General features: G+C 39.6%; 8 protein-coding genes. 3 read left to right on the top strand and 5 right to left on the bottom strand.

All coding sequences use genetic code 11. The features are described from left to right. Positions 1–54: 54 nt before the first annotated feature. On the bottom strand, positions 55–1,704 hold the full coding sequence (locus Q0C19_RS08530; RefSeq protein WP_295055091.1) for a UvrD-helicase domain-containing protein: 1,650 nt from the start codon (positions 1,702–1,704) through the stop codon (positions 55–57). 714 nt (positions 1,705–2,418) lie between these two features. Here Q0C19_RS08530 and Q0C19_RS08525 point away from each other — a divergent pair. Further along, on the top strand, positions 2,419–3,132 hold the full coding sequence (locus Q0C19_RS08525) for a ComEC/Rec2 family competence protein (RefSeq protein WP_295055089.1): 714 nt from the start codon (positions 2,419–2,421) through the stop codon (positions 3,130–3,132). On the opposite strand, the gene Q0C19_RS08520 is transcribed toward Q0C19_RS08525, so the two are convergent. From Q0C19_RS08520 to Q0C19_RS08510, 3 genes are read right to left on the bottom strand one after another with little or no spacing between them, the layout of a single operon-like run. Beyond that, the gene (locus Q0C19_RS08520) at positions 3,079–3,885 is read right to left on the bottom strand and encodes a YihY family inner membrane protein (RefSeq protein WP_295055087.1); all 807 of its coding nucleotides are present in this window, start codon (positions 3,883–3,885) and stop codon (positions 3,079–3,081) included. The two genes, Q0C19_RS08525 and Q0C19_RS08520, sit on opposite strands and share 54 nt — an antisense overlap. 3 nt (positions 3,886–3,888) lie before the next feature. Continuing rightward, the gene (locus Q0C19_RS08515; protein WP_295055085.1) at positions 3,889–5,274 is read right to left on the bottom strand and encodes an FAD-linked oxidase C-terminal domain-containing protein; all 1,386 of its coding nucleotides are present in this window, start codon (positions 5,272–5,274) and stop codon (positions 3,889–3,891) included. A 3-nt stretch (positions 5,275–5,277) separates the two neighbouring features. Continuing rightward, positions 5,278–6,075 (bottom strand): plasminogen-binding N-terminal domain-containing protein, encoded by a 798-nt coding sequence (locus Q0C19_RS08510; protein WP_295055083.1) that lies wholly within the window; start codon positions 6,073–6,075, stop codon positions 5,278–5,280. Between the two features lie 119 nt (positions 6,076–6,194). Here Q0C19_RS08510 and Q0C19_RS08505 point away from each other — a divergent pair, with 119 nt between their 5' ends. Both Q0C19_RS08505 and Q0C19_RS08500 read left to right on the top strand, forming a co-directional pair. Further along, positions 6,195–7,388 carry a peptidoglycan DD-metalloendopeptidase family protein gene (locus Q0C19_RS08505; RefSeq protein WP_295055081.1) on the top strand — a complete coding sequence of 398 codons (1,194 nt, stop codon included), beginning with the start codon at positions 6,195–6,197 and terminating at the stop codon, positions 7,386–7,388. A 9-nt stretch (positions 7,389–7,397) separates the two neighbouring features. Beyond that, positions 7,398–7,955, top strand: coding sequence for an NUDIX hydrolase (locus Q0C19_RS08500; RefSeq protein WP_295055079.1), 558 nt, complete (start codon positions 7,398–7,400; stop codon positions 7,953–7,955). Positions 7,956–7,993: 38 nt separating this feature from the next. Here the strand turns inward: Q0C19_RS08500 and Q0C19_RS08495 are convergent. Continuing rightward, positions 7,994–10,036, bottom strand: a 2,043-nt coding sequence (locus tag Q0C19_RS08495; RefSeq protein ID WP_295055077.1) for a TonB-dependent receptor, incomplete at its 5' end; no start/stop codon positions are given.

Raw genomic sequence — 10,036 nt, 5'->3', positions numbered from 1 at the left:
TTGATCACTTAGTACTTTGATTAATTTGCTTCTACTCGAAGATATGTCTTGGAACTAATCAATTAAAATATATTTATATTTTGTTTTATACTTTTTACTTTGTAAAATACTCACTGCATCATTAATCATGTCATAAAAATCAATACAGTTTGCTTCTTGCTTCTTTTTTTCATACTCATTAAAAATTGTCTCAAATATATTCAAAAAAGCTTTTGTCCTAAAATCTAAAAAATTAATTCTTTTTTCAATTGTATCAATAGTAAAGTTATTACTTTTAAAATGATTGAGAAATTGAATTGTCAGTTTTGTAAATCTATCTACAGCACCATTTGATTGGTTAAATATTGCTAATGCATCTTCAAAAGGGATGTCTTCTAAGACAACACCATGACTCTTAAGTTTACTTTCTAAAAGATATAGCAATTTTCCTTCAGTTTTTTCATAACTATATGTCTCTATTAGCTTTGTTTTATATTGATTATGTATATTTCTTTTCCATTGAATACCAGCTAGGTATTTTTCATTATCAATGTAAGGCGCAGTTTTATTATCTTTTGAAATTCCAAAATGTTCTATATAAATATCATAATCCGGTAAATAAAAATCAGGTTGATATTGTCTATATTGAGAAGTTGATGTTTCAAATTCATACCGATGTTCATAAATATAATTAATATTTTTTAGTCTTAAAAAATTGGATATTTCACATTCTTCATAACTTTTTACCAACTCTCCATTTAACGTTCTTAAATCATAATTCTTAATATAATCATAGTACTCACCTTTGTTCTTAAAATCAAATTCATTTTTATAGGGAACAAAGTGTTCAAGAAAGTATTTTTTAAATAATTTAAAGAAATCAACTTCAGTAAGTTTTTCTTTTATGATATTTCGGATTAATTTATTCAATTCTTTATCATCTACTGCCCAAGAACAAATTATTGGCTTTTTACTGGTTTCTCCTATAATATGCAAACCAAAAGCATGAAAAGTACTTATATTCGTTTTTATATTGAGTTTTTCAGTGATTCTTTCTTCTATTTCTTCTACAGCTTTTTTGTTAAAAGCCAATACTAGAATATCTTCGGGTTCAGCAAAGTTTCTTTTAGTTAGATAACCAATTTTTGCCACAATGACACTGGTTTTCCCAGAGCCAGCACCTGCAATAACCAAATTATTATCTTCATTTATTAATACTGCATTTTTTTGATTTTCTGTTAATGGGTTTGCTTCAACTGTTTCAAAAAATACTGAATAATCTTTTTTTTCTTTCTCTATAAATAAATCGTTAGCTCTTTTTATAAATAAATCTTGATTGATAAAAAATGAAGATATTGATGGATATTTCTTTGTTTCGTTTGATATTTCGTAATTTTCATTTGAGCCAAGTATATGAAGTAGTCTCTGATAAAATAATATTTTTTTATAATTGTTAATGTATATTGAATTTATTTCATTTTCAAGGATATCTAAATTAATTTCAATATTAACAAATTGTTCAATTTCTTCTTTCAGTTGCTTTAATTTAAAAGATAGAGAATGTATTTTTTTTTGCTTTTTGTCATTTAAATCAATATATCCAAATGATATAGTCCTTAGGATAGTTTGCCATAGCCAATTTGGCGTATATATTTTTAATTGATTTAATTCACGATAAAGTATTTGCTCTTTATCTTTTATTTTTTGTATATTATTTGAGATCATAAATTATTACTATTGTATTGAACTAATGTTTCTGTAGACATAAATTTATACTGAATCACTTATGCTAGTATATGATTAAATTACTTTTGATATGATTCAAGTGATTAAGTTGATTTTAACAGATATAGGAAATTTATAATTGGAGTGTTATTTATGACTAGTATTAATATCTCATATATAAATAAACTATTAATTGCTTCGGAGAAGGAAACTGTTACACTTGAAGAAAGAATTGGTGAAGTTATTTTTAAATATTTGATCAATACATATAAAACAATAGATAGTTATGATAAAGAAAAACATAATTTACTTGCTACATATACTATAATTATGACTAATTCTGGTGTGTCTAGGGTTTTAATTCAGCGTAGTATTTATAAAAAGCGAAAACCCATTATTAGAACCTATACAATAAACCCGTCCTCCTATGGTAGATAAATTACTTCATTCAGTATTGTCAAACTACTATTTTTAGCATCTAAATAATATTCACTATAGTATTTTTACTACAGAAGGAGTTGACTATAATCTTTTTAATATTGGAGGGATCAATAAACAATCAATTTCTTTCATCGGAGTTTGGATGTAAATATATTGACTTATAATTACATTGTTATACAAGAAATGATGTATATGCTAAAATTACGGAAATAACCAATATCAGGACATTTGAATATTTACATAATTTAAAAACTTACTAGTGACTTCGGAATTTTGAGTTTGATTGCCTATTTCTTTTTAAGAGCTCCGTACCGTTGGGTACAAAATCGCTATTTTCCGTATCGTCACGGTAATCGTGATCTTTTTTGGGTGGTAGGAGGGCTGCTTTTTGCATATCTCGCAATTTTAGAATTTAATCCGGCAATGATACGTTCATTCGGAATGATTATAGTGGGGTATTGGCTTTATGATCGCGGTGTTAAGATTATCTCTTTTCAGACACTGTTGATTGCGATAGGGATATTGCTCGCATTTTTTCCGAGACTTTTTTTCTCGTTGTCGTTTTGGTTTTCGACGTTCGGCGTTCTGTCAATTTTTATTTTTGTCCGATATTATGAGCATTGGAAGCCTTGGCAAATCTTTTTGGCACTTCACATTTGGTGCTATCTCGTCCTTCTGCCGATTTCACTCGCTATTTTCGCTATTTTCGGGTGGGCTCATATCGGTTCCATTGCGATCGCTTTGATCTTTAATCTTTATTACCCGGTTGTTTTAGCGTTGCATTTAACGCCATGGGGGAATTTCTTTGATCCGTATCTCATCGGATTGTTTGAAACCGCGGAGGTAAAGAAAGTGGTAATACCGATGTGGGTCGGAATAGGGAGTATTGTTTTAGCCCTTGGTGCGATGAAACGAAAAGAGGCTTTTTGGGTTTTAGGTGTCTTGGGAATCACTACTTTGGGTAGCGCGATTTATCAGATAGCATAGTTTCATACCGTAGATGACAATAATCCATGAAACATAAATCCATAAAAAGAAAAAGATGAGCGCTGAGAAAGAGCCGTACATCGTTGCATAGGTTTTGTTATAGAAGACATACTGGATAAAACTGTTTTTGGCTATTCCCCAAACTATGGCGACAACAAAAGAACTAATGGCGGCGGCTTTGGGGGATACATCGGCATTGACGGCGATTTTATAGATAAGAAAAAATATACTCCACAGGAGTAAAAAAGGGAAAATAGAGAGGGCGTGCAGAGCTAGACCGGTCATATTGGCTTGGAGATACGCTTTTAAACTCATGGAGGCGATGAGAACGATCGGAGTTAAAGTAATTAGCGTCCAGTACGTGGTAATTGAGTCCCAAACACCGCGCTTGCCGACGTTAAAAATTTTGCTGACGATATGTTCAAAGTTTTGAAAAAACAGTAGCGATGAGACGATCATCGTTGTGAATCCGATTACCCCTAATTGAACCGAATTTTGAAAAAACGATTCGAGGTATCCGGCGATTGCGGTTGTTTGACCCGGGAGCATATTTTCAAAAATTAAAATTTGGATTTTGGCATATTGTACTTCAAATACCGGGACATTGGCGATCAGGCTAAGGGAGATAATCAGTAGCGGTACAACGGTAAAAATCGTATAAAAGCTGAGACTGGAGGCGTAAACCGTGATTTCACGGTCAAACATCATAAGGACAAAACGTCTCAGATGTCTCCAGAGGGCTTTTATATTCATCGGCTACTCAAGTCCCATTTTGGATGGGTTGAGGATATTGTTAGGATCGAATGCCCGTTTAATTGATTGAAAGAGTGCCATCTCTTCAGGGGTAAACGCCATGGACATATAGGGGGCTTTTGCCAGCCCTATACCGTGCTCTCCGCTGAGCGTTCCACCCAGATCGATTGTGGCTTGGAATACTTCACGAATTGCTTCATAGCCGATTTTGACCTGCTCGGGGTCTTTTCCGTCCACCATGACATTCGTATGGACATTGCCATCACCCGTGTGGCCGAAGCAGGGGATATTGATGTTGTATTTTTTAGCGATAGCATCGAATTTTTCGAGCAGCTCAGGCAATGCGGAGCGCGGTACGGTGACATCTTCATTGATTTTTTTAGAGCCGTACACCGAGAGTGATTGGCTGGCATTGCGACGGGCAAACCACAAATCGCTTGCTTCTTGTTTGTTTTGGGCAATTTTGAACTCGCTGCATCCATTTTCTTGAAAGACTTTTTGGATCAACGAGAGCTGAAAGTCGAGATCTTCTTCAAGATTTCCATCCACATCGGTAACCAAGATGGCTCCCGCTTCTATCGGAAGCCCTTTTTTATAGACTTGTTCTACAGATCGGATGGTGAGGTTATCTAAAAACTCCATGGCTACGGGTGTTACGCCGCTTGCCATGGTTTTGTAGACCGCTTCCATGGCTGCGTTGACCGTGGGGAAAATTCCCATAGCGGTTTTCGTCATTTTAGGTTTGGAGAGGAGCTTGAGGGTCACTTCAGTAGTAACGGCCAATGTCCCCTCTGAAGCAATCAAAATCCCTGCAATGTTATAGCCGGCGACATCTTTGATCGTCCGTTTACCCGCTTTGATAATATCACCGTTGGGAAGTATTGCACGGATCGCCATGACGTAGTCTTTGGTAATCCCGTATTTGGCAGCGCGCATACCGCCTGCGTTTTCATTGACATTGCCGCCGATGGTCGAGTACTCTTGGCTTGCCGGATCGGGCGGATAAAACAGTCCGACTTCTTCAGCGGCACGTTGAAGTTCCATATTGACGACGCCCGGCTGAACGATAGCGACCATGTTCTGCATATCGATTTCCAGAATTTTGTTCATGTGCTTTTCAAAGGCCAAAACGATTCCGCCGTTGGCCGGCAACGCTCCGCCGGTAAAACCGCTTCCGGCTCCGCGCGGGACGATCACGATGCGGTGTTCATTGCAGTATTTTAGGATATCGCTGACATCTTGTTCGTGGCGGGGAAATAGAACCGCTTCCGGTTCAAAACGCTCACGCGTTGCGTCATAACTGTAGGCAATCAGGTGGGCTTTATCGCTGTAAACGTTCTCTTTGCCCAGTAAGGTTGTAAAAAAATCTAGTGCAGAAGCGGATAGCATTGCTTATTCCTTAATCTCGAAATAACGCAATAGTGCACTCTTATCGCTAAATTTTGCTTTGTATAGCTCATATAGCTCTTTGTTCTTTGAATTGTTTAAAGCAATTATTTCAAGGTAGTAAGGCTCATAACTGTCTAAACTTGAGCTTCCTTTGCCCCACCATGCGGCGCGTATTGTTGGAATACGGGTGAAGAAAGGCGTTTGTTTTTTCTCGGAAATACTCGCAAATTGGGTTGTTTGAAGGAGCGTAAAGCTTTTACAATCCAACGTAAAAAGGTTCTGTGCGCTTTGGATGTAGAGTAGTCCGACCGAGTTGGCGGTACAGTAGCTTTTAAAATCATCTACTAATGGAGTCTGATGCCCTTCGTAAGAGAGAAACGTAGCATAGTTATCGGGATGAACCCATTCAATCCCGGAGATACTTTTGGTAATTGCATCGTACGTATCATCATTAGGAGCGATGAGAAGGGCTCGCTCATAATCATACGCCATTACGGCGATGTCGGATACTTTCGGCGTCCAGTTTCCGCTTGGAAGTGCGCTCTGGTGAAGTCCGGTGTACTCACTGATTTGCAATAGGGCACGGTGATTGACCGGATTTATCTTTTCAACGCGCGCATTGGCGATAATGGCACTGTGGGTATCATCGAACTGCCGAACGATAAAACCGCTCATCCCCTCCCGTAAATTCTCGGCTACAATGGCTGCCCGATCCTCTTCAATCTCGAGTAGCGGTGCAGTGATAGAGGAAGCGTTCAAGACGCTGCAGGTAATAAGAGTAATAAGCCAGATGCGCATCATGGTAACCTTTTGGTAAAGTAAGTAGGGGTGATTATAGCCAAACACCTCTTTGTAAATGGAATTTTTGCTATCATTTAATTCTTTTTCGCTTTCTAAGCGTATTTCGACCAAGGATAAGAATGGGCCGTCTTTTTATATTGCTATTATTGCCCCTTCTCCTTTTCGGCGGCTCAGTAAAACCTTTCAAATGGAATGACGGTGAAAGTCTACTCACCTTTCTTGAGCGGAAAAAACTTCCTCTTTCTCTTTATTACAATCTCGATAAAGAGGATCAGACCCTTACCGAAGATATTCCCTACAATGCTAATTGTCAAATGGTTTTGAGCAATAAGAACATCATTCGTCAAATATTAATTCCGGTCAATGATGAATTGCAGCTTCAGATTTATCTCACGCCGAAAAACCGCTATGCGATGAAAGTAACACCCATCGTGAGCGAAGAGTATACGGAAACGCTCTATGTACCGATAAAAAGTCTCCCTTACGATGATATAGTAAAAGCGACCGGATCTAAAAATTTGGCTTCCGTTTTCGTCAAAATGTTTAAAGGGAAAGTGGATTTTCGAAAAGGGTTCAAAGCAGGCGACCCGATTATTATAGTCTATACTCAAAAATACCGTTTGGGCAAGCCATTTTCAATGCCTGAAGTGCACGGTGCGATGGTTGAAATTAACGGAAAAAAAGTGACCGTATACCGCCACAGCGACGGTCGTTTTTACGATGAAAAAGGGGCACAATACGAGAAGTTTTTGTTCAAACTCCCGATCAAAAATCCCCGTATTACCTCCGGTTTTACGAAGAGCCGTTACCATCCGATATTGCACCGTTATCGTGCCCATGTCGGGGTCGATTTCGGTGCACGTCCGGGGACACCGATCCTTTCAACGGGGGATGGGCGTGTCTGTTTTGCCGGCTCGTCTCGGGGTTATGGCAATACCATCAAGATTCGACATGCCAATGGGTTAACAAGCCTCTATGCGCACCAAAAATCGTTTCGAAGCGGTATTCATAACGGTTCCAGTGTAAAACAAGGAGAGGTGATCGGATATGTGGGCAATTCCGGACTCTCTTCGGGACCGCATCTCCATTTTGGGATGTATTCGGGGACTACGGCGATCAATCCTCTGAGCGTTATGAAAAAGACAACCGAAGGGTTTAGCGGAAAAGAGCGGAGAGTTTTTGTCGCCATACGGGATAAAATGGATAAAATATTTAAAAAGGCACTCAAAACCAAACCGGTACGTAAACCGTATTTTGATTTCCATGAAACCTACTATGTTGACAGCCAGACGCTAAAACCGAAACCTTTTTAAAGAGTGGCAATGATTACAAACGTGACGATCGAACCGTGTGTAGAGTCTGATTTTGTAAAGCCGAAACGGATGCGATATTCCCAAACAGGGGTATCCAAAGCATGGGATATGGTAGAAGTTCACGACAGTGTCGCGATCCTTTTGTATCATGAAGAGCATGAATCTCTCATCGTCGTTCGACAGTTTCGACCCCCAGTGTATCTTAAAAACAATGACGGTTATACGTATGAGCTGTGTGCCGGAATCGTTGATAAAGAGAAACCCCTTGTCGAGATCGCTCACGAAGAGATACTCGAAGAGTGCGGCTATTTGGTACCTTTAAATCAGATTGAGCGCGTAACGTCGTTTTACACGGCGGTAGGTTTTGCAGGATCGGTACAGACGCTTTATGCAGCCCGAATTAATGAATCTATGAGGGTAAATGACGGCGGCGGTATCGGTGTCGAATCCATAGAAGTCGTTGAGATCGGTGTGCGTGAGGTAAAAGCATTTGTCATGGATGAGACCAAAGCCAAAACACCGGGACTGATGTTCGGTTTCGGATGGTTTTTGGAGAGCCAACTGTAGTTCCCGCAAGATGCGGGAAATGACGAAACAGTTTAAGGTTAGAATTTATAAGTGAGTGCTGCGTTAAATGAACGCCCCATCCCTTGCAGCGGTGTATAGGTGCTGGCTGTATTGTTAACCGTGTCTACGCCTCCAAGTGGAAGTGAATACGCTTTGTCAAAGAAGTTTGTGATGGAGAAATCCATATTAAACTGTTTAGACCATGCATAGCCGGTACGTAGATCGACTAGCGCATATCCAGGAGTCATCGGTTCCTTACGAAGTGTATCGACTGACTCTTTTGCAGCTACACTTTCAACATCAATTCCATTGTTCCATGCACCGGAAATACGTGATAGGCTAATTTTTGCATGCAGCGGCATCATATGATAGAGCGATCCGCCATCATCACGAAAACCTCGAGTGTAACTAAGTGTCCCTTTAAGGGTTCCTTTGCCGTTATCACTGTTGTCCCATAATATTGCGTATCCTGATAGGTCTGCTCCAAATAGATGAGCATCAGCATTTATGAATTGAAAATAGTTGATTCCACTTGCTTGATTGACAAGATTAATATCAATAAAATCTTTTACTTTGGTGTAGTAGGGGGTTAATTTGAGTTCCCATGATTTTTCTGCCGCATCATGGAGTGAAAGGGTCGCACTTACCGTATTGGCGACTTCGGGTACAAGATCGATATTTCCGACGTATCCGTTGGCATCTCCGAACCAGTTGACCATTCTCATATCCATTCGGATAGGGTTATTGTATGTACCGGAACTTCCTGCCCATGAAAAACGTTCGTATATATTCGGTGAACGGGTTTTTCGGGCAAAGCCGAGTTCCATGTCGGCAGTACTGCTGTATTCATATTTCGTTGTTGCCGTGAAATCGAAATTGTTGTCTTTAATTTTGTGATCAAGTCCATTAAAATATGCTGCATCAATCGGGTCATTGTTGTTAGCCCCTGTAAAGCCAGTATATCCATTGTATCCGTGAACATCATCCGTATCCATAGTGATGATGTCCGCACGTACTCCGATGACGGAGGAAAGTTTATTGCTCCATTGTGAAACAGCTTCGGTGAAGAGTCCGATGCGGTCGCGTTCGCCGTTGTTAATGTTTAGAAATGTTCCTGGATTCATACCGCCCATATGATTGACAGTATCTGCCGGCCACCAGTCATTAAGACGATAGCGATCGTAATCGGCACCGAATTTAAGGGTTTGGGTCGAGGTGAGAGGTAATGTTGCTTTGAGGTTGATTCCGCTCTCTTTGGCTTCCGTATACATTGGCATGTTGCCGGTACGTTCACCTATAAGCTTATTCATATAGTGATCGGTATTTTGGCGGTAAGCATTGGCATCAATCAACAATGCACCGACTTTGCCTTTATAGTTTAAGTTACCCGAAATCGATTTATTGCCGAGCATGTCCATGTATTGGTTGGGAAAACCGATGTAATCGACATTGCTTTGGGCCATTTTAAGAGATACATAGCCGTCATCGGTTTTATAGGCAATAGTTGCGGAGTGGTTTTCTTGCTTGTAAAGGGTATCTCGGACTAAGGCACCGTCACTATTTTTATAATTGTCAGCCTTTTCTGCATATCCTGAATAGTTGACGCTGATTTTATCATTTGCTGCTGATGCGCTTACTGAAGCTCCGCGTGCTTGATTATTGCTGCGATAAAAACCGGAAATTTCTCCGCTTATAAGAGCTTCGCTACTGTTTTTTGCAAAAAGAGGATCTTTGGATTTGACTGCAATCGTTCCTCCGATACTGTCACCTCCTTCACTTACGGGGGTAATTCCCGCCATAACGTCAATGGATTCAATTTTAGTAGTATCAATATAAGAGAGTGCCGGATTCATGTGGTTCGGGCAGGCTGAGGTGATGGTCATGCCGTCGATATCGATTTTGACACGATCATCAGCCATACCATGGATAACCGGCAATGAAGCACTACTTCCCATATTGTAGAGACTTACTCCCGGAATATCGGCAAGAATAGCTGCGCTATCTCCCGTCATTTTGGTTGATTTTGAGGTTGCGAGTTCGGTTGCCGCAATATCTGAATTGAGCGGATCATTTTCGACGGT

This window comes from Sulfuricurvum sp. (assembly GCF_023250475.1).
Classification (GTDB): domain Bacteria; phylum Campylobacterota; class Campylobacteria; order Campylobacterales; family Sulfurimonadaceae; genus Sulfuricurvum.
This window is presented reverse-complemented; position numbering and strand designations above follow the sequence as displayed.

Coding starts and splice junctions, on each gene's coding strand:
- Q0C19_RS08520 (WP_295055087.1), bottom strand. CDS start 3,885: ATGAATATAAAAGCCCTCTGGAGACATCTGAGACGTTTTGTCCTTATG.
- Q0C19_RS08510 (WP_295055083.1), bottom strand. CDS start 6,075: ATGATGCGCATCTGGCTTATTACTCTTATTACCTGCAGCGTCTTGAAC.
- Q0C19_RS08530 (WP_295055091.1), bottom strand. CDS start 1,704: ATGATCTCAAATAATATACAAAAAATAAAAGATAAAGAGCAAATACTT.
- Q0C19_RS08500 (WP_295055079.1), top strand. CDS start 7,398: ATGATTACAAACGTGACGATCGAACCGTGTGTAGAGTCTGATTTTGTA.
- Q0C19_RS08515 (WP_295055085.1), bottom strand. CDS start 5,274: ATGCTATCCGCTTCTGCACTAGATTTTTTTACAACCTTACTGGGCAAA.
- Q0C19_RS08505 (WP_295055081.1), top strand. CDS start 6,195: ATGGGCCGTCTTTTTATATTGCTATTATTGCCCCTTCTCCTTTTCGGC.